Source organism: Sphingomonas sp. CCH15-F11, assembly GCF_001557005.1.
In the GTDB taxonomy this organism is placed as follows: domain Bacteria; phylum Pseudomonadota; class Alphaproteobacteria; order Sphingomonadales; family Sphingomonadaceae; genus Sphingomonas.
The window spans coordinates 46,903-73,006 of sequence record NZ_LSKG01000100.1 but is presented as its reverse complement, the minus strand read 5'-3'; the positions used below and the strand labels follow the sequence as shown (position 1 = coordinate 73,006).

Genomic DNA, 26,104 nt, shown 5'->3' with positions numbered 1-26,104 from the left:
ATCTTGCCCTCGAGCTCCGGATTGAACGCCGAACCCCAGATGATGTTCGCATCCTCGTCGACCAGCTCGCGGATATGGTTCGCGGCCTCGTCGACCTCGAGCAGGCGCATGTCCTCGCCGCCGGTGATCGACACGATCACGCCCTTCGCGCCGTTCAGCGACACGCCGTCGAGCAGCGGGTTGGCGATCGCCTTTTGCGCGGCTTCGATGGCGCGATTGTCGCCCTCGGCCTCGCCGGTGCCCATCATCGCCTTGCCCATTTCCTGCATCACCGAACGAACGTCGGCGAAGTCGAGGTTGATGAGGCCGGGCATGACCATCAGGTCGGTGATGCCGCGCACGCCCTGCTGCAGCACTTCGTCCGCCATCTCGAACGCCTGCTTGAAGGTCGTGTTGGCGTTGGCGATCAGAAACAGATTCTGGTTGGGAATGACGATCAGCGTGTCGACGTACTTCTGAAGCTCTTCGATGCCGGCCTCGGCCGACTTGGAGCGGCGCTTGCCCTCAAAGGCAAAGGGCTTGGTCACAACACCGACGGTCAGAATGCCCATGTCGCGCGCGGCCTTGGCAATGACCGGCGCAGCTCCCGTGCCGGTGCCGCCACCCATGCCGGCGGCGAGGAAGCACATATGGCTACCCTCCAGCGCCTTCTGGACCTGCTCGATCGTCTCCTCGGCGGCCGCGCGCCCGATTTCGGGCCGCGAACCTGCGCCCAGGCCCTGGGTGATCTTCGCGCCCAGCTGGATGCGCTGCTGCGCGACCGACTGCTTCAGCGCCTGCGCATCGGTGTTGGCGACCAGGAAATCGACGCCCTGCACGTCCGACCGGATCATGTTGGCGATCGCGTTGCCACCGGCACCGCCGACCCCGATCACCGAGATACGCGGGGTCAATTCACCGACATCGTCCATCAGAAACTCGATTCCCATTTCAATTCTCCCCGCGGCTTCCCCAGAGCGCGACAATCCCAACTCGACCGCCGTTGTGCACCATCTAAACCAGCGACTCTAGCCCGAATGCGCGGCCCTGACGCATTTGTTTAATAATTTGTTCGGAACGCGGTAATCAGCCTTCCGATCAATGCCTTGGTGGTCGGGCGCGTCACCAGCTGCTGTGCCGGCTCGATCGCGCGCAGATCGATGGGGTCGGCCGCCGCGAACATCGCCAGACCCGCTAACGTCGCGAAGCCGGGGCCGCCATGCGCTTCGGGCAGGGCGGTCAATCCGCGCGGCCGTCCGACGCGGACCGCGCTGCCGAGCGCCTGCTGCGCATAATCGGCAATGCCCTTGAGTTCCGCGCCGCCGCCGGTCAGCACGATCTGGCGGCCGACCGGATCCTCGAACCCCAGCCGCTTCAGCTCCTTGCGGATTTCGACCATCAGCCGGTCGAGCCGCTGGCGGATCACCGCGATCAGCTGCGCGCGCGTGATCCGGGTGCCTTCGGCTTCGTCGTCCGACGCGATCGGCGCGACGTCGAGCATGTCGTGATTATCGCGCGGGCTGGCATTGGCTGAGCCGTAGAAGCATTTCAGGCGCTCGGCCTGGGCGCGGTTGGTGCCAAAGGCGGACGCGATGTCGTCGGTGATATCGGCGGCACCCAGCGGGATCGAGGCGAGCCCGGTCAGCACCCCGTGCGAGAAGACCGAGACGTTGGTGATGCCGGCACCGATTTCGACGAGCGCCACGCCGAGTTCGCGCTCCTCCTGGCTGATACAGGCAAGCCCAGTGGCAACGGGCGCCGCGACGATCGACTTCACGTTCAGATGTGCCGAGCGCACGCACAGGTCGAGGTTGCGGACCGGCGATCCCTCGGTGGCGACGACATGGATCTCGACCCCCAGCCGGTCGGCGTGCAGCCCCAGCGGATCGGGCACACCGGTCAGCCCGTCGAGCGTGTAGCGCATCGGATGCGCGTGCAGCACCATGCGCTGGCCGGGGTCGACCGCGTTGCGCCCGGCCTTCAGCAGCGCGTCGATATCGCCCTGTTCGACCCGGTGCCCGCCCAGGTCGCTTTCCAGCCGCACGATGTCGGAAACCAGGTTGCCCGCCGAAAAGCTGACCCAGACATGTTCGATATTGGTGCCGGCAATGCGTTCGGCCTGTTCGACCGCCTCGCGCACCGCGGTCTCGGTCGCGCGCATGTCGGCGATATAGCCGCGCTTGACGCCGCGGCTCTCGCGCTGGCCGGTGCCGAGCACCAGCAGCTCGCCGCCATCCAGCTTCTGCGCGATCAGTGCCGAGATCTTGGACGATCCGATATCGAGCGCGGTGATCAGCCCGTCCGGTTGCGCCTTCGCCATTTACTCCACCCCTTGTCTACACGGACCGACGACGCGGCGCGCCGTCACAGCCCCTCCCCGTCGATCGTCTGCGCCAGATTGCCGCCCGACAGGCGCACGACCAGCTTCTTTGGATCACGCATGTCGAAGCGGCGATAGCCGCGACCGAGCAACCCCTGCGTCCCGTCGATCTCCGCGAACTTGATCAGCGCGGCGCGCGCAGTCTCGTCACCTTCGGGCAGCACCAGTTCCTCGCCGCTTTCAAAGGTCAGGTTCCAGCGCCGGTCCCCGACCCACGTCGCGGCCTTGACCAGCGGCTTGAGCGCCGGCGTCGCGTCGATCAGTGCCTCATAGGCCGGGGCCTTGGCGTTGGCACCCTCGCCGATCACCAGGGGCAGCTCGGGCATCGCCGACGGCAGCACCGGTTCGAGCAGCACGCCCGCCATGTCGATCAGCATCAGCTGGCCGTCATGCTGCCACACCGCCGCCGGCTTGCGCTCGACGATCTCGATCACGATACGGTCGGGCAGGCGGCGCGACACGCGCGCTTCCTCGATCCAGCCATATTCGAGCAGCCGGTCGCGCACCTGGTTGAGATCGACGAGCGGCATCGCGCGCGATTGCTGGTCGAGCGCGGCCGCATAGACCGAATTGCGGTCCATCCGCTTCAAGCCGATGATGTCGATTTCCTTGACCCGGAATCCAGCCTCGCCGATCCCCTCGGCCATCGCCACGCCGATCGCGCCGGGAATGCCGGCCCAGCTCGCCGCGGCCAGCAACAGCGCGCACACGCCGCCGGTGATCGACCACGCCGCCAGCCGGCGCGCGGTGTGTTCGCCACCGGGCAGCACCGCGACCGCGTGGTCGAGCACGCCGGCACGGCGCGGCCGCTTCGCCTGAGGCTTGCGCTTCAGCTGCTGGGTGCGCTTGGGGCTCGCGCGGCGCGTCGCGGTGCGGGTCATGCGGGCTCCATTTCGGGGTCGGCCATCGCCGCGTCGACGATGCGCTGAACCAGTTCGGGATAACTGATCCCCATATGTCGCGCCTGTTCTGGCACCAGGCTCAAGGGCGTCATGCCGGGCTGGGTGTTGACCTCGAGCAGGAACAGCCCCTCGACGCCGCGCTGGTCGTCCCAGCGGAAATCGGAACGCGACGCGCCGCGACAGCCGAGTCGCTTGTGCGCCTCGATCGCGATCGCGCGGCACGCCGCGGTGATCTCGTCGGGAATTTCGGCGGGAAAGACGTGCTCGGTCAGCCCGTCGGTATATTTGGCGTCATAATCGTAGAAGCCGCTTTTCGGCTTGAGCTCGGTCACCCCCAGCGCCGCGTCGCCCAGCACCGCGGTGGTCAGTTCGCGCCCGCGAATGAACGGCTCGGCAAGCAGTTCGTCGAATTCCTGCCACGGGCCGGCGGCGTCGCGGCTGATCGGATTGCCGAAATTGCCTTCATCGGTCACGATCGCGACGCCGACCGATGAGCCTTCATTGACGGGTTTGAGCACATAGGGGCGTGGCAGCGGATCGCGCTCGTAAAGCTCAGCAGACTTGACGATGCGCCCGCCCGGCATCGGGATGCCGAACGGCACCAGCGCCTGCTTGGTCAGCACCTTGTCGATCGCGATGACCGACGTGACCATGCCCGAATGGGTGTAGCGCAACCCCATCAGGTCGAGCATTCCCTGCACCGATCCGTCCTCGCCCGGCGTGCCGTGCAGCGCGTTGAAGACGAGATCGGGCCTTGCCTCGCTCAGGCGCAGCGCGACGTGGCGATCCATGTCGATGCGGGTGACGCGATGGCCCAGCTGCTCCAGCGCCTCGGCAATGCCTGCGCCCGACATCAGCGACACCTCACGCTCCGCCGACCAGCCGCCCATCAGGACGGCGATATGAAGGGGAGCGGTCACTTGATCCTCCCCGGTACGGGGAAGAGCTGAGCCCACGCGGTCACTTCGCCACCCCCACCCGCTGAATCTCCCATTCCAGCTCGACGCCCGACTGCGCTTTCACTCGTGCGCGCACTTCCTCGCCCAGCGCCTCGATGTCGGCGCTGGTGGCGGTGCCGGTGTTGATGAGGAAATTGGTGTGCTTCTCGCTCACTTGCGCGCCGCCGATGGTCAACCCGCGACAGCCCGCCGCATCGACCAATGCCCAGGCCTTGTGCCCGTCAGGGTTCTTGAAGGTCGATCCGCCGGTCTTGCTGCGCAGCGGCTGCGACGCCTCACGCGCGGCGGCGATGCGGTCCATCTCTGCCTGGATCGCCGCCGGATCGCCGGGTTCGCCGAGAAAAGTGGCCCCGACCACCACCGCGCCATCGGGCAATTCGCTGTGGCGATAAGTGTAGCCAAGCGCGGCGCGATCGAGCGTGCGCCGCTCGCCGGAGCGCAGCACGATGTCGCACTCGACCAGGATGTCGGCGGTCTCGCGACCATAGGCGCCACCGTTCATCCGCACGAAGCCGCCGACCGTGCCGGGGATCGAGCGCAGGAACTCAAGTCCGGCAATCCCCGCGTCGCGCGCGGTGGACGACACCAGGATGCCCGACGCCCCGGCGCCGCAGCGCAGCGTCGTCGCATCCAGCCGCTCGACGGTGGCGAACGGCTTGCCCAGCCGGATCACGACGCCCGGCCAGCCGCCATCACGGATGATCAGGTTGGAACCGAGGCCAAGCGCCAGGACCGGGATGGCCGGATCGAGATCAGCCAGGAACCGCACGAGGTCATCGGCATCTGCGGGCTCGTACAACCACCGCGCCGCCCCGCCCGATTTGAACCAGACGAGGGGTGCCAGCGGCGCCTGCGCGGTCAGCTTGCCGCGCACGGCGGATATACTCCCGCCCGCGGGAGGGGGTTGGGGTGTGGGAATTCGTCCGTCCGGATCAGGCCCTCCCCCGAACCCTCCCGCTCGCGGAAGGGGGGAAGGAGCCTCTGCCGCTTGTAAAGACTCACCGTTCGTTTCGAGCGAAGTCGAGAAACGCGGTCCGGGCGCACGTTTCTCGACTTCGCTCGAAACGAACGGGGTTTCTGGGGAAGAGGTGCGGATAGTCATCCCCGCGCCGCCTCAATCGCATGGGCCAGCCCGGCCGCCCACTTCGTAATGTCGCCCGCGCCCAGGCAGACGATCAGGTCACCCGGCTCGACCACGCGCGCCAGCTCCGCCGCGAGTGCATCGGCATCCGCGACCGCCGCGACCGCATGGTGCCCGCGCCGCTGCACCGCCTCGACCAACGCTTCGGCGCTGACGCCCTCGACCGGCGCTTCGCCGGCGGCATAGACCGGCGTCACCAGCACCCGGTCGGCGTCGTTGAACGCCTGCGCGAACTCCTCCATCAGATTGCCGAGCCGCGAATAGCGGTGCGGCTGGCACACCGCGATCACGCGCGCGACTGCGCTTTCGCGCGCCGCGGACAGGACCGCGCGGATCTCGACCGGGTGGTGGCCGTAATCGTCGATCACCAGCGCCGGCGGCTGACCCGCGCCGAACGCCACTTCGCCCACCTTGGTGAAGCGCCGCTTGACGCCACCGAAATTGGCGAAGCCACGCTGGATCGTCGCATCGTCGACGCCCAGCTCCAGCGCGACGCCGACCGCCGCCAGCGCGTTCTGGACGTTGTGGCGGCCCGGCATCGGCAGGTCGATGCCCTCGATCGAGCGGGTGGTGCCGTCACGGTGGCGGATGATCGCTTCGAACCGGTTGCCGCCCGGATAAGGTGTGACGTTGACGCCGCGCACGTCCGATTGCGCGGAGAAGCCATAGGTGACGATGCGGCGGTCGCGCACCTTGGGGATGATCGCCTGCACCTCGGGATGGTCGAGGCACAGCAGCGCCGCGCCGTAAAAGGGCACGTTCTCGACAAACTCGACATAGGCGTCCTTGACCGCCTCGAACGAGCCGTAATGGTCGAGATGCTCGGGATCGATGTTGGTCACGACCGCGATCGTGCCATCGAGGCGCAGGAAGCTGCCGTCGCTCTCGTCCGCTTCGACCACCATCCAGTCGCTCGCGCCAAGTCGGGCGTTGCTGCCATAGCTGTTGATGATGCCGCCATTGATGACGGTCGGATCGACCCCGCCCGCATCCAGCAGCGCGGCGATCATGCTGGTCGTCGTCGTCTTGCCGTGCGTGCCCGCGACCGCGACGGTGGATTTGAGCCGCATCAGCTCCGCCAGCATCTCGGCGCGGCGCACCACCGGAATGCGGCGGTTGAGCGCGGCCTCCACTTCCGGATTGCCGCGCTGGATCGCGGTCGAGGTGACGACCACCGCGGCGTCGCCCAGATTGTCGGCATGGTGGCCGATCGTCACCGGGATGCCGCGGTCGCGCAGCCCCTGGACGACATAGCCCTCGGCCACGTCCGACCCCTGCACCTGATAGCCGAGATTCTTCATCACTTCGGCAATGCCCGACATGCCGATGCCGCCGATGCCGACGAAGTGGATCGTGCCGATGTCGGTCGCGACTCCCCTCATGCGTAGGCTTCCCGGCTGCGGTTGGCCGACGGCGCTGGCCCGATCGGGGCGAGCGGCGCATGGACGCGCTCGACCAGGTCGGCGAGGTCGCGGGTCGCATCGGGCCGCCCGACGCTGCGGGCGCGCGCCGCAGCATTCTCCAGCCCCTTGGGATCGAGGCCGAGGCGCTGCATCTGCTTGGCGAGCTCGCGCGCGGTGAACAGCCGTTGCGGAATGGTACGCGCGCCGCCGGCTTCGGTGATCTCGCGCGCATTCGCGGTCTGGTGATCGTCGGTGGCACTCGGCAGCGGCACCAGGATCGCCGGACGCCCGGCCGCGGTCAGCTCGGCGATCGTCGACGCACCCGCGCGCGCAATGACGATGTGTGCCCAGGCGAGCCGGTCGGGCAGGTCGGGCAGATAGGTCGCGACTTCGGCCGGGATCGCGTGCTCGGCATATTTGGCGCGCACCTTGTCGATATCCTCGATCCGCACCTGGTGCGTTACCTGCATCCGGCGGCGGAAATGGATGGGCAGCATCGCCAGCCCATCGGCGACGACTTCGCTCAGGATCGACGCGCCCTGGCTGCCGCCGGTCACCAGCACGCGGAAAATCCCTTCCTCGTCCAGGTGCGGAAAGGGGCGCATCCGCAGCGCCGCCACCGCTTCGCGCACCGGATTGCCGACCAGGCGCACCTTGTCGAGATGCGCGGGCTTCAGCCGCTCGGTGTCGGGATAGGACGTCGCGATCGCATCGACACGCCCGGCGACCAGCCGATTGACGCGGCCGAGCACGGCGTTCTGTTCGTGGATGACGGTCGGGATGCCGCGATTGAACGCGGCGAGCAATGCCGGGAAGGCCGGGTAGCCGCCGAAACCGACCACGGCGGAGGGTTCGACCTCGCGATAGAGGCGGATCGCCTGGGCGCGGCCCTTCAGCATCTGCGACGCCGCACGCGCATAGCCGATCGGACCGCCGCCCAGCCTTCCTGCGGGCAGGACATGCGTATCGATGCCGTCGAACAATCCGGGAAAGCGCACGCCGCGCGCGTCGCTGACCAGCGAAACGCGATGGCCGCGCCGGATCAGCTCGGCCGCGAGCGCGGCGGCGGGCACCATGTGTCCGCCCGTGCCGCCCGCCGCCATGATGTAATGCCGCTTGGTCGTCATCCTATCTGCCGCTCCAGCCCACCGAATAGGGGGAGCGCAACAGATACGGGTTGCGGCGCGTGAATGCGAGCAGCAAGCCCATGCCCGCCGACAGCGCGATCATCGACGATCCGCCATAGCTGATGAACGGCAGGGTCATGCCCTTGGACGGCGCAAGCCCCGTGTTCACCGCCATGTTGATGATCCCCTGGACGGTGAACTGCACCGCCAGGCCAGCCGCCGCCATCAGGCGGAAGGCGTCGGTTTCGTCCAGCAATCGGACAAACACCCGCACGATCAGCGCGAGGAACAGGAGCGCGATGACCGCGCAGGCGATCAGTCCGAACTCCTCGCCGATCACCGAGAAGATGTAGTCGGTATGCGCCTCCGGCAGGCGGAACTTGACGCGCCCGCCGCCCGGCCCCGTGCCGGTCAGCCCGCCCGCGGTGAGCGTCGCGTGCGCCATGTCGGATTGATAGGTGTCGGCGGCGAGCGTTTCCTGATCGGGGAACAGGAACGCGTCGATGCGCGCGCGCGCATTCCCGTAGAACAGATAGGCGGCGACCACCCCGGCCAGCCCGGCCGCGCCCAGCGCGGCGACGGCGCGCGGGGAAATGCCCGCGATCATCAGGAGCGCGAGCCAGATCGAGCAGAACAGGACGGTCTGGCCCAGGTCGGGCTGCATCATCAGCAGCGCGGCGATGACTGCGGTCAGCAGGCCGGTCAGGGGAATGACGGGCAGCTGCGGGTCGTGCGCGCGCAGCGACAGCATCCACGCGACCGTGATCGCAAAACACGGCTTGAGGAATTCGGACGGCTGAAACTGCGAGATGCCGACGCCGATCCAGCGCCGCGCGCCGTTCACCTCGTGCCCGATGAAGGGGACCGCAACGAGACAGAGCAGCAGCACCAGCGTGCCGACGATCGCCGCGCGCTTGGCGAACTGTACCGGCAGCATCGACGTCGCGATCAGGACGGGCAGCGAGATCGCCGCCCAGCCGAACTGCCGCCACAGATAATACATCGGTGGGAAACTGGTGTCGGCATCCGAATAGCGATGGGCCGAAGCCGGCGACCCGGCGGCAACCGCGACCAGCCCGAGCGCGATCATCAACAGGATGAGCAACAGGAGCAGCCGGTCGATTTCCCAGAACCACATGCCGATCGGCGACCGGGTGCCGCGCCCCAGCTCGCGCGCGACGCGGCCACGCAGTCCGCCCGGCCCGGTCTCACGCGCCGCGTCGGTCATTTCAGCCCCTCCACCAGCGTGCGGAAGGCGTCACCGCGGGCTTCATAATCGCGGAACTGGTCGAACGATGCGCAGGCCGGCGACAGCAGCACCGTCTCGCCCGGCCGGGCATTGGCGGCCGCGGCGGCGACCGCGCGGTCGAGCGTGTCGCAGCGTTCGACCGGCATTTCGCCCGCCAGCAGCTCGGCGAAGCGTGCCGCCGCGTCCCCGATCGTGTAGGCGCGCACGACATGGCCGAAACCGGGCCGGCACGCCTCCAGGTCGTCGCTCTTGGCCTGGCCGCCGACGATCCAGTGGATGCGGTCATAGGCCCGCAGCGCCGGCGCGGCAGAATCGGGGTTGGTCGCCTTGCTGTCGTTGACGAACAGAACGCCGCCGACCTCACTCACCCGTTCCATGCGGTGGGGCAAACCGCCGAAGGTCTCAAGCCCGCGCGTGATCGCCGCCTGCGGCACGCCCAGCGCCTCGCACGCGCTGATCGCGGCGAGCGCGTTCTGGGCGTTGTGCGGCCCCTGCAGCGCCGGCCAGCTTGACTGGTCCATGCACACGCCCGGCGCGATCTTGGTCAGCTGCTCGCCCCGCCCGCTCAGTGCCACCTGGCGTGCGATCGCCGCCGATGGCGCGTCGGCGATGCCGATGATCGCGGCGTGGCCCGGCGACTGCATCGCGAACAGCCGCGCCTTGGCGGCGGCATAGGCGTCGAAGTCCCGGTAACGATCGAGATGATCGGGGGTGATGTTGAGCAGCACCGCGACCTCGCAATCGAGGCTCTGGGTCAAATCGATCTGATAGCTCGACAGTTCGAGCACATACACCCCGCCCTCGGGCAGCGCTTCCTGCCCCAGGATCGGCAGGCCGATATTGCCGCCCATCCGTGCCGGCCAGCCCGCCGTCGCGACGATGTGGTGGATGAGCGCAGTCGTGGTCGATTTGCCGTTGGTGCCGGTGATACCGACGACGCGGTGCGCCGGCAGCTCGCCGCGCGCCTGCGCGAACAGTTCGATGTCGCCGATGATGGGGATGCCGAATTGCGCGGCATGGGCCGCAATCGGGTGCCGATTGAGCGGCACGCCCGGCGAGACGACAACCGCCGCATAGCCGGTCAGATCGACCGTCAGCGGATCGACGAGCGTCAGGTCCTCCCCGAGCTTGTCTCGGGGAGGGGGACCATCGCGCAGCGATGGTGGAGGGGTAATTTCGGGGCCAGACCCCTCCACCACGCCCTGCGGGCGCGGTCCCCCTCCCCGAGCAAGCTCGGGGAGGATCTCATCGCGCCGCCCCTCATCCGCATCCCACGCCAGCACCTCCGCACCCGCCGCGAGCAGCGCGGCGACCGTCGCTGCGCCGGAGCGCGCCAGCCCCAGCACCGCATAGCGTTTGCCGCGCCAGGCGGACGCGACGATCACCTCAGTTTCAACGTGCTGAGGCCAGCCAGCGCCAGCACGATCGCGATGATCCAGAAGCGGATCACGACCGTCGGCTCGCTCCAGCCCAGTTGCTCGAAATGATGGTGGATCGGCGCCATCTTGAACACGCGCTTGCCGGTGCGCTTGTAGAAAAAGACCTGGATGATGACGCTCAGCGCCTCGACCACGAACAAGCCGCCGACGATGCCGAGCACGATTTCATGGTGCGCGACGACCGCGATCGTGCCGATCGCGCCGCCGAGCGCCAAGCTGCCGGTATCGCCCATGAACACCGCCGCCGGCGGCGCGTTGAACCACAGGAAGGCAAGCCCCGCGCCGACGATCGCGCCGCAGAAGATCGCCAGGTCACCCGCGCCGGGGACGTGCGGGATGCCAAGATATTCGGCAAAGCGCGCATTGCCCGCCAGATAGGCAAAGATCATGAACGCGACGCACGCGATGATCACCGGCATCGTCGCCAGGCCGTCGAGCCCGTCGGTCAGGTTGACCGCGTTGCCGAACGCCACGATCGTGAAGGCGGCGAAGACGATGTAGAAATAGCCCAGGTCGATCGCGACGTTGGAAAAGAAGGGCACGTAAAGCTGGGTGCCGTTCAGCCGCGTGATGATGAAGGCGGCAAGACCCGCGATCGCGAACTCCGCGAGCAGCCGGACCCGGCCCGAGACGCCCGCGGTGCTCGCCTTGCGCACCTTGTCATAGTCGTCGAGGAAACCGATCGCGCCAAAGCCCAACGTCACGAAAAGGCACGCCCAGACATAGGGGTTGGACATGTCCATCCACAGCAGGATGGCTAGGCTCATCGCGGTCAGGATCATCAGCCCGCCCATGGTCGGGGTGCCGCGCTTCGACAGATGCGATTGCGGGCCGTCGGTGCGGATCGGCTGGCCCTTGCCCTGGCGCACGCGCAGCCAGCCGATGAAGCGCGGACCGATCACCAGCCCGATCAGCAGCGCGGTCGCCACCGCGCCGCCAGTGCGGAAGCTGAGATAGCGGATCAGGTTGAGCACGCCGGGAAAGCCCAGCATCTCGGCCAGCCAGTACAGCATTACGTCCTTGCCTTCAGCGCGGTGACCACCGCCGCCAGTCCGATTCCGTTGGATCCCTTGACGAGCACCGCATCGCCGGGTCGGACGAGCGCGACGACCCGTTCGCGCGCGCTGGCGGCATCGGCGACATGGACGAAATCGACGCGCCCCTCAAGCGCGGATGCGAGCGCGGCCATCTCGGGCCCGACGAGCAGCGCGAAATCGACGCCGGCCGCGACCATCGGCTCGGCCAGCGCGGCGTGATAGCCCGGACTGTCCGCGCCCAGTTCACGCATGTCCCCCAGGACGACGATGCGCCGCGCCGCCGCCTCTTCGCCCAGGACCGCCAGCGTCGCGCGCATCGAAGCCGGGTTGGCGTTGTAGCTTTCGTCGATCAGCAGCACGGGATCACCAGCGCCGAGGTCGATGCGGGTGCGCTCGCCCCGTCCGGCAAGGCCGCCCAGCTCGCCCAGCGCCAGCGCCGCGAGCCCAAGATCGCCGCCGACCGCATCGACCGCGGCAAGCACGCACAGCGCGTTCGACACCCAGTGCCCGCCCGGCTGTGCCAGCGTCAGGTTGACCTCATGCGTACCGACGCGCGCGCTCAGATAGGTGCCGCCCGTGCGGGTGCGCATCGATTCGAGCGCGCGAACGTCGGCACCCGCGCCGCTGCCGAAGCTGACGACCCGCCCGGCATAACGCTCGGCGGCGGCGCGCAACCGGGGATAATGCACGCTGTCGAACGGGACGATCGCGGTGCCGCCGGGCTCCAGCCCCTCGAAAATCTCTGCCTTGGCGTCGGCGATACCGCTTTCGTCCTTGAAGAATTCGATGTGCGCGGGCGCGATTGCGGTGATCAGCGCGCAGTGCGGACGAACGATCCGGGTCAGCGCCGACAATTCGCCGGCATGGTTCATGCCCATTTCGAACACGCCGAAGCGCATCGCGCGCGGCATGCGCGCAAGGCTGAGCGGCACGCCGGTATGGTTGTTGTAGCTTTTGACCGACCGGTGCACCTCGCCCGGCGAGCTGCGATCGAGCGCGGCGAACAGCGCCTCCTTCGTGCCGGTCTTGCCGACCGATCCGGTGACGCCGATCACGCGCCCCGCCATCCGCGCGCGCGACGCCTGCGCCAACGCCTCCAGCGCCGCCATGGTGTCGGCGACGCGCACCTGCGGCCCGTCCCAGTCCGCGCCGACCAGTGCGCCCGCCGCGCCCTGCGCGCGCGCCTGATCGAGGAAACGGTGCCCGTCGGTCGTCGCACCCCGGAGCGCGACGAACAGGTCGCCCGGCCCGACCTCACGCGAATCGAACGTGACGCCGGAAACGACAAAGTCGGCATTGGCCGTGCCGCCGGTGGCGGCTGCGATCTCGGCGGAGGTCCATAGCGGGGTCATGCGACAGCCCCACCATGGCCACACGAGCTTGCACGACGACCGCTGGTTTCGAGCGAAGTCGAAAAACGGCAGCCGCGCGTGTGCATCACGTTTCTCGACTCCGCTCGAAACGAACGGAGCGTTGCTGAGGCCAAATAGCTTCTCACCCGCATCACGCCGCGACCTCGCGCGCGACGGTGACGTCGTCGAACGGCAGCACCAGGTCCCTGACGATCTGGCCCTGCTCGTGCCCCTTGCCCGCCAGCAGTACGATGTCATTGGGCCCCGCTTCGGCCACGGCGAGGGCGATCGCCTCGCGCCGGTCGGCGACCTCGGTCGCGTCGGGCGCGCCCTTCAGGATCGCGCGGCGGATCTCTGCCGGGTCCTCGCTGCGTGGATTGTCGTCGGTGACGATCACCCGGTCGGCGTGCGCGGCGGCGACCTGACCCATCGGCTCGCGCTTGCCGGGATCGCGATCGCCGCCCGCGCCGAGCACGACGATCAGCCGCCCCTCCGTATGCGGTTTCAGCGCGGCGATCGCCGCCTCGATCGCATCGGGGGTATGGGCATAGTCGACATAGACGGGCGCGCCCGCCCGCGTGATGACCGCGCGCTCGAGCCGGCCGCGCACGGGCGACAGCCGCGCCAGATTGGCGAAGGTCGCCGTCGGCTCGCCCCCGGTTGCGATAACCAGCCCCGCCGCGATCAGCGCATTGGCGGCCTGGTAGCGGCCGATCAGCGGCAGTTTGACGCGATGCTGGGCGCCATCGAATTCGATGGTCAGCGCCTGGCCGAGCAGACTGGGCTCGCGCGCGACCAGGCGGATCGCCTCGCCATGTTCGCCGACCGTCATCAGCCGGTTGCCGCGCATCCGCGCCAGATCGATCACCTGGTCGGCCCAGGGATCGTCGACCCAGACGACCGACGTCCCGTCCGGCTGGAGCACTTCGGCAAACAGCCGCATCTTTGCGGTGAAATAGGCCGCCATGTCGCCATGATAGTCGAGATGGTCGCGGCTGAGGTTGGTGAAGGCGGCGGCGTGAACCGGCAGTCCTTCGGTACGATATTGCGAAAGACCGTGGCTCGACGCCTCAAAGGCAAGGTGCGTCACCCCCTCGCGCGCCAGCCCGGCGACGTTGGACAGGAAGGTGACGATGTCGGGCGTGGTCAGCCCGGTCGACAGCTGGTCCTGCGCCGTCGTGACGCCCAGCGTGCCGATCGACGCGGCATGATGCCCGGTCATCCGCCACAGCTGGCGGGTCATCTCGACGGTCGAGGTCTTGCCGTTGGTGCCGGTGACCGCCACCGCGGTTTCGGGAAACGGCGCGTAAAAATCGGCCGCCACGCGGGCGAAGCGAGCGCGCGGCGTATCGTCGGCGATGTGGACCGCGCCGGTCACCACGGCTTCGGGACGCGCCACCACGGCGATCGCGCCGGCGGCGACGGCGGCGGGAATGAAGTCCTCGCCATTCACCTGCGTGCCCTGGAACGCGCCGAAGACATTGCCTGGCGCGACGCGGCGATGATCGATGGCGAAGCCGGTCACGGTCTGGGGTTCGTCGCGGCCGGTCAGCTGGCCCAGCCTCATTCGACCGCCGCCTTCGACGCATCGCCCGGCGCTTTCCACAGCAAGGGCGTCAGGTCGCTGACATCGATGTCGCGCCGCATGTCGGGATAGACGCCCAGCATCGGCCCCGAACGCTGGATGACGCGCGAGACGACGGGGGCGACCGTCCACGCCGCGGTGGTGAAGCCGAACGTGTCGGCGGTGCCTTTTGGGGAATCGAGCATGGCGATCACCACATAGCGCGGCGCGTCCATCGGGAAAGCCGCCGCGAAGGTCGACACGTTCACCTTGCGCGAATATCCGCCCGCTCCGGCGCGCTCCGCGGTCCCGGTCTTGCCGCCGACGCGGTAGCCCGGGGCGTCGCCGCGCCGTCCGGTCCCCTCAAGCGCGATCAGCCGCAGAAGCTGGCGCATCCGGTCGCTCGTTGCCTGCGCGTACACCCGGCGTCCCTTCGGCGCCTTGCCCGGCGCGATCTTCATCAACGTGGTCGGGCGCCAGATGCCGCCATTGACCAATGTCGCATAGGCGTTGGCGAGGTGAAGCGGCGTGACCGCGATGCCGTGGCCATAGCCACTGGTCATCACGGTGGTGCGCGCCCAGAAGCCCGGCCATTGCGGCTTGGCCTTCTCGATCTCGATATGCGGCGGCGTATCGAAGCCGAGCGCGCGGAACGATGCGGCCATCCGCTCCTGCCCCAGCGCGTCGGCAATGCGCGCGGTGACGATGTTGGACGAGTGGACCAGCGCCTCGGGCACGTTGAGGTAGCGGTTCTGCGCATGGTCGTCGCGGATGCGGAACCGGCCGACCTGAAGCGGCGCGGTCGCGTCGTAGCGGGTCGCCATCGACTTCACGAGACCGGTTTCGATCGCCGTCGCCATCGTCAGCGGCTTGAAGGTCGAACCCAGTTCATAGACCCCCTGGGTGACCAGGTTGAGCTCGTTCTCGCGCCCGGAGACCGCGTTGGGATTGAAACTGGGCAGCGACACCATGGCGAGCACCTCGCCGCTGTCGACATCCAGGATCAGCCCGCCCGCCCCGATCGCGCTGAACTTCATCATCGCCTGCGACAGCTCGCTTTCAAATGCCGCCTGCACGCGCGAATCGATCGACAGCGCCACCGGCTCGCCGCGCGCCTGCGGATCGGTCAACTGGCGCTGGAGCGCCTTTTCCATCCCCAGCATGCCCTTGCCGTCGATGTTGAGGTAGCCGAGCACGCTCGCCGCCAGCCCCGACTGCGGATACAACCGCTCGGGCTCGCGCGAAAAGGCGATGCCGGGTTCGCCGAGCGCGTTCACCTCGGCCACCAGCTGCGGCACGGCGCGGCGACGCAGATACACGAAATTGGAACGCGAGTTGAGGATGCGCAGATACTCCGCCGCGCTGCGTTCGGGGAGCAGCGCGGCGAGCCCGCGCGCCAGTTCGGCCCGGTCGCCGATGACGTGGCCGGGCCGCACGCCGATCGTCCAGGCGTCGATCGTGCGCGCGAGCGGCGCGCCGTTGCGATCGACGATATCGGCGCGCAGCGGCGCGAGCGCGGCGGCGGCATCACGGCCGTCGCGCGGCTCGGCGAACAGCGCCAGCATCGCCAGACGCATGACGATCAGCAGCACCGCGGCGGTAAATACCAGCATCAGGATCATCAGGCGCATGTGCGCCACCGCGACCATCGGCGCCCGGCCGGTTTCGGCCCGGCGGTCGGTCATCGGTGGCGCGACGAGGACGATCACCTTGCGCGGCTTCCCTCGCCGGTGGACGCGATCAGTTCGTTGAAGCTCGTGTCGCGCAGCAGCTTGCGGTCGAGCATCGCGACCGCCTGCGCCCGCGCCGGACCTTTGGTCGCGGCGGGCGACGGCGCGGCCGGACGGCCGGCGGCGGCGAGCTGGACCTGGACGAGCCGGGCCTTCGCCTCGTCGCGCGCGGCGGCCTGGACCTCGATCGCCGGCATCGACGGGGGCGGCGCACGGCGCGCAGCCGGATCGACCTTGGCAACCGGGCCGGTCGCGACGTCGCGCGTGTCGATGATGCCCGACGGGACGATATAGCTCGCCAGCTGCGGCCGCTCGCTGCCCGCGAGATCGTTGAGCGCGCCGAGCGCAGCCTCACCGGGCACGAACTGGTTGGCGGCCGGCGCGGTCAGCGCCAGCACCTCGCCGTTCCAGCGTTCGAGCTGGGCCAGGTTGGCGCGCGTGTTGAACTCGGTCTCCAGCATCCGGATGTCCTTGCGCGCTTGGGCGATCGATCGATCGATCGCCTCCATCCGCGCCCGCTCCGCGGCGACCTGGGACGAAACCATGTAGCAGGCCGGTGCCGCGATGACCGCGGACAGGAACCAGCCAAGTCCCCGCAAGCTATAGGCCGCCATCATGTCCTCCTGTGCCCTGGGTGGCCGTTGTCGTGGTGCGCCGCGCCGCGCGCAGCGTGGCCGACCGGGCGCGCGGGTTGCGTTCGATTTCCCGATCGCCGGCCCGCACCGCGCGCGCCGGCGCGGCAAATGTCGGCGCGTGCCGCGGCGCGGCGACGGGCCGGTGCCGCGATCCGGCCGGCTCGCTGCCGCTGCGTTCGCGCAGGAACCGCTTGACCATGCGGTCCTCCCCCGAATGAAAGGTGACGACCGCCAGCCGCCCGCCCGGCGCCAGCACCTGTTCGGCGGCCGCCAATCCCTCGGCCAGTTCGTCGAGCTCGCGGTTGATGTGGACCCGGATCGCCTGAAAGGTGCGGGTCGCCGGATCCTTCTTGTCGTGCGGGCGATGACCGAGCGCCCGGCGGACGACCTCGGCAAGCTCGCCGGTGCGGGTCAGCGGGCGCGCGGCGACGATCGCGCGGGCGACCCGGCGCGCGCGGGGTTCGTCGCCATAGCGATCGAGCACGTCGGCGATTTCGGCTTCGTCGGCCTCGTTGACGAAATCGGCCGCGCTCTGCCCCGCCTGTGCCATGCGCATGTCGAGCGGTCCGTCGGCCTGGAACGAGAAGCCGCGATCGGCCTGGTCGAGCTGCATCGACGACACGCCGATGTCCATGACGACGCCGTCGACCGGCACCTTGCCCAGCCGCGCCAGCTCGCTCGCCATCGCGGAGAACGGTGCCTGGACCAAAGTCAGCCGACCGGCCATTTCAGCGACCAGCGCGGCACCGCCGTCGATCGCATCCGGATCCCGGTCGAACGCGACCACCTCGGCCCCGCGATCGAGCATCGCGCGCGTGTACCCGCCGGCCCCGAACGTCGCGTCGACATGGCGCTCGCCGGGCGCGATCGCCAGCGCATCGAGCACTTCGGCGAGCAGCACGGGCACATGCGGCGGCGGCACGGGCGGCAGGGCGGCGGTAGCGGTCACAGCGCCCCCTTTTCCTCGAGCGTCCAGCGCACGAGTTCGCGGGTCTGATCCGCGATGCTGTCGTCGGCCAGCATGTGGTGCGGATTCCAGATGTTGAAGGTGTTGCCGCGGCCATGGAAGAACGCCCATTTCTCGATCCGGGCGATGCGGCGGAAAAAGGGCGGGATAACGAAGCGGCCCGCCGAATCATAGGCGGCGGCCTCCAGATCGCCGAACGCCGTGCCGGTCAGGTTGTAGTCGGCGACACCCCCCGAATCCTCGCGGCTCAGCTCGCGGGGGTCGAGCCGGCTGTGGAGGATGGCGGGCCATGCGGCGTCGAAGCCCGACAGGCACTGGTGCGATTCATGCCGCCCGACGAACAGGCTGCGGCTGGGCGAATTGGCCTCGAGCGCGGCGCGCAGGGTGGCGGGCACCGCGACACGACCCTTCGCATCGACCGCCTGCAATCCGTAGCTCAGATAAAGCTCGCGTTCCGCCACCACACCCTCACCCGGGCGCACGCATCCCACGCCGGAAACGCGCCTCCGCGTCCCCCGCCAACCGCTCGCTCACGGTCAGGAGCGTGCCCCCTTAGGCGATGGGAAATACCATAGATCAGTTGGAAAACAATGGGCAGAATTGGGTGAGAGTGGGATTTTGCCCATGAGACGGGGGAATCGCGCGGGGATATGCGGCGCAGCCGATGACGGCACGAGCCCGTGGCGCGCGGGACGGGTGACGGAGGGCAAGACAGCATGATGCGCACGCCGCCCGCGCGCGGACGACGGGACCGGCGCGGTCAGCGCGGCCTATTCGACGGGAACCGGACTCGCATCGGTATCGGGCAGGGGTGCCGCCTCGCTGGCGGGCGGTGCCTTGGTACTCGGCGCGACACCGAGCTCGGCAAGCGGCTCGTCCGTTTCCGCCCCCTCGGGCGTCTGCTCGGCAACCGGCGCGGCGATGTTGGCGACCACTTCCGCCTTGGGCGCACCGATCGCCGCCGATTGCGGCTCGTCACGCGCGGCGTTGTAGATGGCGCCGGCGGCCAGCAACAGGATCAGAACGGACGCGAGCCCCGTCACGCCGACGCGCACCCGGTGGAGCGATTGTTTGGGTTCAACGGGCTGCGACTGCATAACTGTGTCTTTTGCGTAACAGCTTTGCCCGAGCCTGTCGACTCTTGCGGTCAACCGTCGGCAATTGCCCCGCCGGCAGGCCCCGGCAGACCCTTCGCGGCCAGCCAGTCCGCGTTGTAAAGCGTGGAGAGATAACGAAAACCGGTGTCGCACAGGATCGTCGCGACCCGGCTGCCGGGGCCTAGTTCGCGCGCGAGGCGGACCGCGCCCGCGACGTTGATGCCGGAGGACAGCCCCAGGCACAGCCCTTCTTCGGTCAGCAGCCGGCGCACCCATTCCAGCCCCTCGGCGTCGGAGATGCGATACTGGGTATCGATCGGCGCGCCCTCCAGATTGGCGGTGATCCGGCCCTGCCCGATGCCCTCCGCGACCGACGATCCCTCCGACTTGAGCTCGCCATGCGCGTAATATTCATACAGTGCCGCGCCATGCGGATCGCTGAGCGCGATGCGGACATTGGCGTCCTTCTCCTTCAGCCCCAGCCCGACGCCCGCGAGCGTGCCGCCGGTGCCGACCGCGCAGGTGAAGCCGTCGATCCGCCCCTCCATCTGTTCCCAGATCTCGACCGCCGTGCCGCAGATATGCGCGCGGCGATTGGCGATATTGTCGAACTGGTTGGCCCACACCGCATTGGGCGTTTCCTCCGCGATGCGGCGGCTGGTGTGGACGAAATGGCCGGGATTGGCATAGGGCGCGGCGGGAACGAGGACCAGTTCGGCGCCCAGCGCCCGCAGCGTATCCATTTTCTCCCGGCTCTGCGTCTCCGGCATCACGATGATCGTGCGATAGCCCTTGGCATTGGCGACCAGCGCCAGCCCGATGCCGGTGTTGCCCGCCGTCCCCTCGACGATCGTGCCGCCGGGACGGATCGCGCCCCGCGCCTCGGCATCCTCGACGATGTAGAGCGCGGCACGGTCCTTCACCGACGCGCCCGGATTGGCGAATTCGCATTTGGCGAAGATTTCCGCATCCGCGGCCGCGCTGGGGCCGGCCAAACGGACGAGCGGGGTGTTTCCGATCAGGGCGAGCGTGTTGGGCGTCACGGACATGCCCGATGTGATAGCCGCGCCGCCCGGCCGGGCCAAGCAATGCTCGCTTGGCGAGCGCGTAGCTTGGTTTCGCGATCGCGGTGACGACGCGGGGAACATCCGCACCCGGTGATGCGTAGGTCGGCCAGCCCCCCGAAGGAGAACCCGATCATGGCGATCACCGCCCTCGCGCTCAATTGCACGCTCAAGGCCGACCCGGCCGTCGATTCGTCGACCGACCGGATGATCGCGCTGCTCGAAAAGGCGCTGTCGGATGTCGACGTGACCCTGACCGAGACCGTCCGGGTCGCGGCTCACAACGTCCTGCCGGGCGTCACGTCGGACGAGGGCGACGGTGACGACTGGCCCGCCATCCGCGCCAAGATCCTGAAGGCGGATATCCTGATCCTGGGCGGTCCGATCTGGATGGCCCAGATCAGCAGCGTGGCCAAGCGCGTGCTCGAACGGATGGACGCGTTCATCTCCGAAACCGACGATGCCGGGCGGATGCCGAGCTATGGCAAAGTTGCGGTCGCCGCGATTGTCGGCAACGAGGACGGCGCGCATTTCTCCTCAGCCCAGCTCTTTCAGGCGCTGAACGATGTCGGCTTTACCATCCCCGCCGTCGCCGCGTGCTACTGGGTGGGCGAAGCGATGGGTTCGACCGATTTCAAGGACTTGGCGGAAACGCCCGAAAAGGTCGCCAAGACGGCGAAGATGGTCGCGGGCAATGCCGCGCATCTCGCGCGATTGCTGGCCGATTCCCCTTATCCGGGCTGAACGCGAAGCCCCTCCCGCATCGCACGTCCCGGGGCTATGGTCGTCGCAATGTGGTGGGAGGGCTTGTCATTCGGCTGGCGCAGCGCGGTGCTCACCGTTGCGGTTGCCCAGCTGTTGATCCTGGCGATCGCGCTGGCCGGCACGTTCGAGAACCGCATCGCCAACCGCACGCTGGCCGCGCTGCTGGTCGTGCTGGCCGCCATCGTCACGCCGTGGCTGATCGGCTTTGCCGGGTTCTACGACAAGTGGCGCTGGCTGACCTTCGCCCCGTTCCAGATCACGCTGGCGGTAGCACCGCTACTCTACCTCTATGTCCACGCGCTCGTGTTCGCGCGCTGGCCCGATCGCGGTTGGCGGCATTTCATTCCTGCCGGGGCACAGTTCGCCTTCCTGTTCGGGAGCTTCCTGTTGCCGATCGCGGCCAAGGACCGTTGGGCGGACGCCTCGGGTGGCGTTTACGGCGCGGCGACCGACCTGGGCGTCGTGATCGGGCTGGGGCTTTACGGGCGCGCCGCCCTGCGGCTGCTGCGCGGTTATCGCGCGTTCCTAACCGAGGAGCGCAGCGACGATCATCGTTATGCCGGGCGATGGTTGAGCCGCGCGATCGGCGGGCTGCTCGTCCTGTTGGCGATATGGTCGGGCTATAATCTGTGGAACTGGGTTTCGCCGCTCGGATATCGCGGGCTGATGGGGCTGTACGTCGTGATCGCCGCGGTCGCGCTCTATCTCGGCATCGAGGGATGGCGGCATGCCGACCGCCCCTTTCCGCGCCTCGCGCCCCGGCCGGCGGCACCGGCCGCGCCCGTGCGCGACTGGCGCGCTGACGGCGAACGCTGGGCGGCGATCACGCGCGCACAGGGATGGCAGGCCGATCCTGATCTGAGCCTGGCGATGCTGGCGCGGCGGCTGGGGACGAACACCGGGCATCTCTCCCGCGCGCTGAACGATGGATTGGGCTGCAATTTCTCGACCTTCGTCAACAAGCTGCGCTGCGATGCGGTAACCGACGCCATTCGCGCCGGGCGTGCCGACGACCTGCTCGACCTCGCGTTCGAAGCGGGCTTCAGGTCAAAGGCGAGTTTCAATCGTGCCTTCCTCGCCCAGCACGGCATGGCACCGTCGGCCTATCGCCGTCTCCACGGCTCAAAACGCGAATAATCGCGCGGCGGCACGATTATGAGACGACCGCGCCGCACCGGGCGGGCAGAGCCTGCCCCGTTCGATGCGGACAGGACGGGACGACGATGCGGCGACGGGAACTTCTGAACGGGTTGGCGACGACGGGCGCACTGATGCTCAGCGGACGGGGCGGGGCATCGGCGACCGCGCAAGGCAGCGTCGGCGACCTAAAGGGGGACATGGCCATCCTGCGCGGCGCGCTCGCCCTGCATCCGGGGCTTTACCGCTATTTGTCGCCGCGCGCGGCGGAGGCCGGCCTGACGACGCTGGAGGCCGAATATCTCGCCGCGCCCGACCTTGCGGCGCGCTACCTGGCGCTGTCGCGATTTCTCGCGACCATCCGTTGCGGGCACAGCTATTGCAACTTCTTCAACCAGCGCCGCGTGATCGTCGACGCGCTGTTCGACCGGCCCACCCGCCTGCCCTTTGCCTTTCGCTGGATCGACGGCGACATGGTCGTCACCGCCGACCATAGCGGTACCGGGCGACTGGCGCGCGGCACCGTCATCACCCGGGTCAACGGCCTGCCGGCGCGCACGCTGCTGGCGACGCTGATGCCCTATGCCCGCGCCGATGGCGGCAATGACGGCAAGCGCCGCAGCCTGCTCGAGGTTCGCGGCGACGACAGCATCGAATATTTCGACGTGTTCCAGGCCCTGATCCTGCCCCCGCGCGACGGCGTGCACCATATCGAGGCGCGGATGCCCGGCGGCAGCGTGCAGGCGCTGGACCTGCCCGCGATCGACCTGGCGGCGCGGCGCGGCTTCATGCCGCCCCCGCCCGGGCCCCAGGATGTGCAATGGGACTGGCAGATGCGCGACGACGGGGTGGCGGTGCTGACCATGCCGGGATGGGCGCTGTACAACAGCAAGTGGGACTGGCGCGGCTGGCTCGGCGACCGGCTTGCCAGCCTTGGGGGTGCGAAGGGTCTGGTCGTCGACCTGCGCGACAATGAAGGCGGGCTGGACTGTGGCGACGACATCCTCGCGCGGCTGACGACGCGCGACCTGACCTTTCCCGGCGACGACCAGCGCATCCGGTTTCGGCGGACCCCGGCCGCGCTTGACCCCTATCTCGACACCTGGGACGACGGCTTCCGCACCCTGGGCGAGGGGGCGACGGCGCTCGGCGACGGCTGGTATCGCCGGCCGGCCGCCGACGAAATCCAGGCGATCCCCGCGATGACGCCGCGGATCACCGTTCCGGTGGCGGCGCTGATCGGCCCGGTCAACAGTTCGGCGACGTTCCAGTTCGCACGTCGCGCCCGCCAGACCGGCCTCGTCCGCCTGTTCGGCGGCGAAAGCGGCGGCAACCGGCGCGGCATCAACGGCGGCTGCTTCTTCTTCGTGCGCCTTCCCGGCAGCGGGATCGAGTTCGACCTGCCGCTGGTCGGCTATTTCCCCGCGCAGCCGCAGCCCGATGCGGGGATTCAGCCCGACGTGCAGGTGCAGGCGAACGCCGACGACATCGTGCACGGCCGCGACCCCACGCTGGCGGCGGCGCTGGAATGGGTGCGCCGTGCCTGATGTGCGTCAGGGCCTGATGTCCGTCAGGGGATGAGCAGGGTCGACCCGATGGTTTCGCCCGCCTGGAGCGCGCGGTGTGCCTCGGCCGCATCCTTCAGCGGATAACGCTGACCGATCTCCACCTCGATCGCGCCTTCCGCCACCAGCTCGAACACGCGCGCGATGCCGTCGGCGCGCTCGTCGGAGGCCTTGTAATAGTCGAACAGGGTCGGGCGGGTGACGAACAGCGACCCCTTCGCCGCCAGCGTGCCGAGCGCGACGCCGGTCACCGGGCCGCTGGCGTTGCCATAGCTGACGATCAGCCCGCGCCGCGCGACCGAGTCGAGCGAGGCCTGCCACGTCGCCGCCCCCACGCCGTCGAACACGACGGCACAGCCCATGCCGACCGTGAACTCGCGCACGCGCTGGGCGATGTCGTGCTGTTTGTACTCGATGACATAGTCCGCGCCGGCATTGCGCGCGAGCTCCGCCTTTTCGGGTGAACCCGCCGTGCCGATCACGGTCGTGTCGAGATATTTGAGCCACTGCACCAGGATATGCCCGACCCCGCCCGCGGCGGCGTGGACCAGGACGATGTCGTCCTCCAGCAGCGCGCAAGAGCGTTCGGCCAGGCATTCGGCGGTCGCGCCCTTGAGCAGCACCGCGGCGGCCAGCTCGTCGCTGATCGCGTCGGGCAGGCGGAACAGCGTGTCGGCCGCGACATTGCGCTCGGTCGCATAAGCGCCCAGGCCGGGGCCGAAGGTCGCGACCCGCTCGCCCACCCGCCAGCCGGTCACGCCCTCGCCCACCGCCTCGATCACGCCGGCCGCTTCGCTGCCCAGTCCGCTGGGAAGTTCGAGCGGATAAAGGCCGGTGCGGTGATAGGTGTCGATGAAGTTGAGCCCGATCGCGGTATGGCGCATCCGCACCTCGCCGGGGCCCGGCGGCGGCAGGTCATGTTCGCGCCACTCGATCACCTCCGGCCCGCCCGTCCTGTGGATCACCGCGCTCAACGTCACTGCCTTCTCCCTGCTTGCATCGGGACGCCCCGGACTTCATCTAGGCGCCATACCCGGGATTTGAAAATCCCGATGGCCAGACCAGCGAGGATGCGATGCGCGAACTGCTTCACCACTATATCGACGGGGCCTGGGTCGAAAGCATCGGCGGCGTGCCGCACCATGTGATCAACCCGGCGACCGAAGCGCCGTGCACGACGATCACGCTCGGCACCGATGCCGATGTCGATCGCGCGGTCGCCGCCGCGCGCCGCGCCTTCTCCAGCTTCTCTCAGGCCAGCGTCGATGAGCGGGTTGCGCTGATCGAACGCATCCTGGCCGAATACAAGGCGCGCGCTGCCGACATGGCGGTGGCGATCAGCGAGGAGATGGGCTGCCCGATCGGCATGGCCAGGACGGCGCAGGTCGGCTCCGGCATCGGCCACCTGATGGCGGCAATCAAGGCAGTGCGCGAATTCGAGTTCGAGGAGCGGATCGGCACCCATGCAGTGGTGCGCGAGCCGATCGGCGTCGTCGCAATGATCACGCCGTGGAACTGGCCGCTCAACCAGATCGTGTCGAAGGTCGCGCCCGCGCTCGCCGCCGGCTGCACCATGATCCTGAAGCCGTCGGAGGAATCGCCCGCCTGCGCCGCGATCTTCGCCGAAGTGCTCGACAAGGCCGGAGTGCCGGCGGGCGTGTTCAACCTGATCAACGGTGACGGCCCCGGCGTCGGCACCGCATTGTCGAAGCATCCCGGCATCGACATGGTCAGCTTCACCGGATCGACCCGCGCCGGGATCATGGTTGCCAAGAATGCCGCCGATACGGTCAAGCGCGTGCATCAGGAACTGGGCGGCAAGTCGCCCAACCTGATCCTGCCCAGCGCCGACCTGTCCCGTGCGGTGCAGGGCGGGCTGATGAGCGTGCTGATGAACTCGGGCCAAAGCTGCATCGCGCCGGCGCGGATGCTGGTGCAGCGCGACCAGCAGGACGCGGCGGTCGAACTCGCCGCGCAGATCGTCGGCGCGACCGAAACCGGCGATCCGATGGTCGAGGGGCGGCATATCGGCCCGGTCGTCAACCAGGCGCAATATGAGAAGATCCAGCGGCTGATCCAGCAGGGCATCGATGAAGGCGCGCGGCTGGTGGTCGGCGGACCCGGCCGGCCGGAAGGGCGCAACCAGGGCTTTTACATCCGCCCGACGCTGTTCGCCGACGTGACCAACGACATGACGATCGCGCGCGAGGAAATCTTCGGCCCCGTCGTCACCATCATCCCCTATGACGATGTCGAGCAGGGGATCGAGATCGCCAACGACACCAGCTACGGCCTGTCGGCGGTGGTGTTCGGCGAACCCGCAGAGGCACGCGCTGTGGCCGGGCGGCTGCAGGCGGGCATGGTCTATCTCAACGGGGGAGCGCCCGACCCGAACGTGCCGTTCGGCGGCTACAAACAGTCGGGCAACGGCCGCGAGCATGGCAAGTACGGCCTGGCCGAGTTCATGGAAGTGAAGTCGGTGATGAACGCCTATGCGTGAGACGCTCTCCGTCCTTCGATACGCCATTTCAACAAGCTCAATGGCTACTCAGGATGAGCGGTTGGGAGCCTGACAGAGTTCCACACGTCGCCCCGGCGGAGGCCGGGGCCTC

General features: G+C 68.6%; 23 protein-coding genes. 4 read left to right on the top strand and 19 right to left on the bottom strand.

The window, feature by feature from the left end; translation table 11 throughout:
* From ftsZ to AX709_RS09275, 18 genes are all read right to left on the bottom strand, one after another.
* A partial coding sequence (gene ftsZ / locus AX709_RS09360) for a cell division protein FtsZ (RefSeq protein ID WP_082731722.1) occupies positions 1 to 929 on the bottom strand: 929 nt, incomplete at its 3' end.
* Between the two features lie 110 nt (positions 930 to 1,039).
* Entirely contained in the window at positions 1,040 to 2,299 is a 1,260-nt protein-coding gene (ftsA, locus tag AX709_RS09355; protein WP_066480389.1) for a cell division protein FtsA, read from the bottom strand.
* 44 nt (positions 2,300 to 2,343) lie between these two features.
* Positions 2,344 to 3,240: a cell division protein FtsQ/DivIB gene (locus tag AX709_RS09350; RefSeq protein ID WP_066549056.1), complete on the bottom strand. Its 897-nt coding sequence runs from the start codon at positions 3,238 to 3,240 to the stop codon at positions 2,344 to 2,346.
* Positions 3,237 to 4,181, bottom strand: a complete 945-nt coding sequence (locus AX709_RS09345; RefSeq protein ID WP_082730956.1) for a D-alanine--D-alanine ligase — start codon at positions 4,179 to 4,181, stop codon at positions 3,237 to 3,239. Before AX709_RS09345 ends, AX709_RS09350 begins: the two co-directional genes overlap by 4 nt.
* A 40-nt stretch (positions 4,182 to 4,221) precedes the next feature.
* Entirely contained in the window at positions 4,222 to 5,103 is an 882-nt protein-coding gene (murB, locus tag AX709_RS09340) for a UDP-N-acetylmuramate dehydrogenase (protein ID WP_231727481.1), read from the bottom strand.
* 215 nt (positions 5,104 to 5,318) lie between these two features.
* Positions 5,319 to 6,743 (bottom strand): UDP-N-acetylmuramate--L-alanine ligase, encoded by a 1,425-nt coding sequence (gene murC / locus AX709_RS09335; protein ID WP_066549055.1) that lies wholly within the window; start codon positions 6,741 to 6,743, stop codon positions 5,319 to 5,321.
* Entirely contained in the window at positions 6,740 to 7,891 is a 1,152-nt protein-coding gene (gene murG / locus AX709_RS09330; RefSeq protein ID WP_066480382.1) for an undecaprenyldiphospho-muramoylpentapeptide beta-N-acetylglucosaminyltransferase, read from the bottom strand. Before murG ends, murC begins: the two co-directional genes overlap by 4 nt.
* Position 7,892: 1 nt before the next feature.
* Complete coding sequence (locus AX709_RS09325; RefSeq protein WP_066480381.1) at positions 7,893 to 9,119, bottom strand: peptidoglycan glycosyltransferase FtsW; 1,227 nt, start codon at positions 9,117 to 9,119, stop codon at positions 7,893 to 7,895.
* Positions 9,116 to 10,525 (bottom strand): UDP-N-acetylmuramoyl-L-alanine--D-glutamate ligase, encoded by a 1,410-nt coding sequence (gene murD, locus AX709_RS09320; RefSeq protein WP_066549053.1) that lies wholly within the window; start codon positions 10,523 to 10,525, stop codon positions 9,116 to 9,118. The genes AX709_RS09325 and murD overlap by 4 nt, the downstream gene beginning before the upstream one ends.
* Positions 10,522 to 11,592: a phospho-N-acetylmuramoyl-pentapeptide-transferase gene (gene mraY, locus AX709_RS09315; protein WP_066480377.1), complete on the bottom strand. Its 1,071-nt coding sequence runs from the start codon at positions 11,590 to 11,592 to the stop codon at positions 10,522 to 10,524. Before mraY ends, murD begins: the two co-directional genes overlap by 4 nt.
* Positions 11,592 to 12,968, bottom strand: a complete 1,377-nt coding sequence (locus AX709_RS09310) for a UDP-N-acetylmuramoyl-tripeptide--D-alanyl-D-alanine ligase (RefSeq protein WP_066549052.1) — start codon at positions 12,966 to 12,968, stop codon at positions 11,592 to 11,594. The genes mraY and AX709_RS09310 overlap by 1 nt, the downstream gene beginning before the upstream one ends.
* Positions 12,969 to 13,119: 151 nt before the next feature.
* A complete protein-coding gene (locus AX709_RS09305) occupies positions 13,120 to 14,535 on the bottom strand; it encodes a UDP-N-acetylmuramoyl-L-alanyl-D-glutamate--2,6-diaminopimelate ligase (protein WP_066549071.1) in 1,416 nt (471 codons plus the stop codon).
* On the bottom strand, positions 14,532 to 16,241 hold the full coding sequence (locus AX709_RS09300; RefSeq protein WP_443026168.1) for a peptidoglycan D,D-transpeptidase FtsI family protein: 1,710 nt from the start codon (positions 16,239 to 16,241) through the stop codon (positions 14,532 to 14,534). The genes AX709_RS09305 and AX709_RS09300 overlap by 4 nt, the downstream gene beginning before the upstream one ends.
* Entirely contained in the window at positions 16,238 to 16,876 is a 639-nt protein-coding gene (locus tag AX709_RS09295; RefSeq protein ID WP_066480375.1) for a hypothetical protein, read from the bottom strand. The genes AX709_RS09300 and AX709_RS09295 overlap by 4 nt, the downstream gene beginning before the upstream one ends.
* Entirely contained in the window at positions 16,863 to 17,846 is a 984-nt protein-coding gene (gene rsmH, locus AX709_RS09290) for a 16S rRNA (cytosine(1402)-N(4))-methyltransferase RsmH (RefSeq protein WP_443026167.1), read from the bottom strand. Before rsmH ends, AX709_RS09295 begins: the two co-directional genes overlap by 14 nt.
* Positions 17,843 to 18,325 carry a division/cell wall cluster transcriptional repressor MraZ gene (locus tag AX709_RS19180; protein WP_066549051.1) on the bottom strand — a complete coding sequence of 161 codons (483 nt, stop codon included), beginning with the start codon at positions 18,323 to 18,325 and terminating at the stop codon, positions 17,843 to 17,845. The genes rsmH and AX709_RS19180 overlap by 4 nt, the downstream gene beginning before the upstream one ends.
* Before the next feature lie 309 nt (positions 18,326 to 18,634).
* Positions 18,635 to 18,961 carry a hypothetical protein gene (locus AX709_RS09280; RefSeq protein WP_066480371.1) on the bottom strand — a complete coding sequence of 109 codons (327 nt, stop codon included), beginning with the start codon at positions 18,959 to 18,961 and terminating at the stop codon, positions 18,635 to 18,637.
* Between the two features lie 50 nt (positions 18,962 to 19,011).
* Positions 19,012 to 20,010: a cysteine synthase A gene (locus AX709_RS09275; protein ID WP_066549050.1), complete on the bottom strand. Its 999-nt coding sequence runs from the start codon at positions 20,008 to 20,010 to the stop codon at positions 19,012 to 19,014.
* A gap of 150 nt (positions 20,011 to 20,160) precedes the next feature.
* Between AX709_RS09275 and AX709_RS09270 the strand changes: the two genes are divergently transcribed.
* The 3 genes from AX709_RS09270 to AX709_RS09260 all read left to right on the top strand — a co-directional run bounded on the left by AX709_RS09270 (position 20,161) and on the right by AX709_RS09260 (position 23,474).
* Positions 20,161 to 20,769: a flavodoxin family protein gene (locus AX709_RS09270; protein WP_066549049.1), complete on the top strand. Its 609-nt coding sequence runs from the start codon at positions 20,161 to 20,163 to the stop codon at positions 20,767 to 20,769.
* A gap of 87 nt (positions 20,770 to 20,856) precedes the next feature.
* Entirely contained in the window at positions 20,857 to 21,927 is a 1,071-nt protein-coding gene (locus AX709_RS09265) for an AraC family transcriptional regulator (RefSeq protein WP_231727479.1), read from the top strand.
* Positions 21,928 to 22,013: 86 nt separating this feature from the next.
* Positions 22,014 to 23,474, top strand: a complete 1,461-nt coding sequence (locus AX709_RS09260) for a S41 family peptidase (RefSeq protein ID WP_066549048.1) — start codon at positions 22,014 to 22,016, stop codon at positions 23,472 to 23,474.
* A 23-nt stretch (positions 23,475 to 23,497) separates the two neighbouring features.
* Here AX709_RS09260 and AX709_RS09255 read toward each other — a convergent pair whose 3' ends face one another.
* Positions 23,498 to 24,472 (bottom strand): quinone oxidoreductase family protein, encoded by a 975-nt coding sequence (locus AX709_RS09255; RefSeq protein ID WP_156454232.1) that lies wholly within the window; start codon positions 24,470 to 24,472, stop codon positions 23,498 to 23,500.
* A gap of 95 nt (positions 24,473 to 24,567) precedes the next feature.
* Here AX709_RS09255 and AX709_RS09250 point away from each other — a divergent pair, with 95 nt between their 5' ends.
* Entirely contained in the window at positions 24,568 to 25,992 is a 1,425-nt protein-coding gene (locus AX709_RS09250; protein ID WP_066549046.1) for an aldehyde dehydrogenase family protein, read from the top strand.
* The last annotated feature ends 112 nt before the right edge of the window (positions 25,993 to 26,104 follow it).

Excerpts from the sequence above, each read along its gene's own strand:
- AX709_RS09280 (WP_066480371.1), bottom strand. The coding sequence starts at position 18,961 with ATGCAGTCGCAGCCCGTTGAACCCAAACAATCGCTCCACCGGGTGCGC.
- AX709_RS09305 (WP_066549071.1), bottom strand. The coding sequence starts at position 14,535 with ATGAGGCTGGGCCAGCTGACCGGCCGCGACGAACCCCAGACCGTGACC.
- AX709_RS09325 (WP_066480381.1), bottom strand. The coding sequence starts at position 9,119 with ATGACCGACGCGGCGCGTGAGACCGGGCCGGGCGGACTGCGTGGCCGC.
- murC (WP_066549055.1), bottom strand. The coding sequence starts at position 6,743 with ATGAGGGGAGTCGCGACCGACATCGGCACGATCCACTTCGTCGGCATC.
- AX709_RS09275 (WP_066549050.1), bottom strand. The coding sequence starts at position 20,010 with ATGTCCGTGACGCCCAACACGCTCGCCCTGATCGGAAACACCCCGCTC.
- murG (WP_066480382.1), bottom strand. The coding sequence starts at position 7,891 with ATGACGACCAAGCGGCATTACATCATGGCGGCGGGCGGCACGGGCGGA.
- AX709_RS09250 (WP_066549046.1), top strand. The coding sequence starts at position 24,568 with ATGCGCGAACTGCTTCACCACTATATCGACGGGGCCTGGGTCGAAAGC.
- ftsA (WP_066480389.1), bottom strand. The coding sequence starts at position 2,299 with ATGGCGAAGGCGCAACCGGACGGGCTGATCACCGCGCTCGATATCGGA.
- mraY (WP_066480377.1), bottom strand. The coding sequence starts at position 11,592 with ATGCTGTACTGGCTGGCCGAGATGCTGGGCTTTCCCGGCGTGCTCAAC.
- AX709_RS09310 (WP_066549052.1), bottom strand. The coding sequence starts at position 12,968 with ATGACCCCGCTATGGACCTCCGCCGAGATCGCAGCCGCCACCGGCGGC.
- AX709_RS09270 (WP_066549049.1), top strand. The coding sequence starts at position 20,161 with ATGGCGATCACCGCCCTCGCGCTCAATTGCACGCTCAAGGCCGACCCG.
- AX709_RS09350 (WP_066549056.1), bottom strand. The coding sequence starts at position 3,240 with ATGACCCGCACCGCGACGCGCCGCGCGAGCCCCAAGCGCACCCAGCAG.
- AX709_RS09295 (WP_066480375.1), bottom strand. The coding sequence starts at position 16,876 with ATGGCGGCCTATAGCTTGCGGGGACTTGGCTGGTTCCTGTCCGCGGTC.
- AX709_RS09260 (WP_066549048.1), top strand. The coding sequence starts at position 22,014 with ATGCGGCGACGGGAACTTCTGAACGGGTTGGCGACGACGGGCGCACTG.